The sequence below is a fragment of the Methylobacterium sp. C33D genome (genome assembly GCF_053345825.1).
Genome location: NZ_JBKFAV010000218.1, coordinates 1 through 295, shown reverse-complemented (window position 1 = coordinate 295; position 295 = coordinate 1). Strand labels below are relative to the sequence as shown.

General features: G+C 74.9%; 1 protein-coding gene. It reads right to left on the bottom strand.

The features are described from left to right. On the bottom strand, positions 1 to 240 hold a 240-nt coding region (locus tag ACLBXO_RS32120), incomplete at its 3' end, for a hypothetical protein (protein WP_447687959.1). Positions 241 to 295 lie beyond the last annotated feature (55 nt).

Sequence of the window (295 nt, the reverse complement as noted above, 5' to 3'; positions counted from 1 at the left end):
GCTGACCCCGCCAACGCCGCGCAGCCGGCGCCCGTCCGCCCGCTCGAGGCGCGCGACGTCGTCGGAGCACCGGTCCAGGGCGCGGCGGACCTTCGCCGACAGCGGGCCGCCGCGTTCGGGCTGGGCGCCGCCCATCTCGAACCGCAGGCAGGATGCCAGGTAGCCCTTCAGATCGTCGAAGGCGACGGCCTGCGCTCCCGACGTCAGGAGGATGAGCATCAGGGCGGATCGGGCGAGCATCACGCGCTCCAGGATGGGCGGTCCGCGCGGACAACGCGCGAGCGGGGCGTTGGTC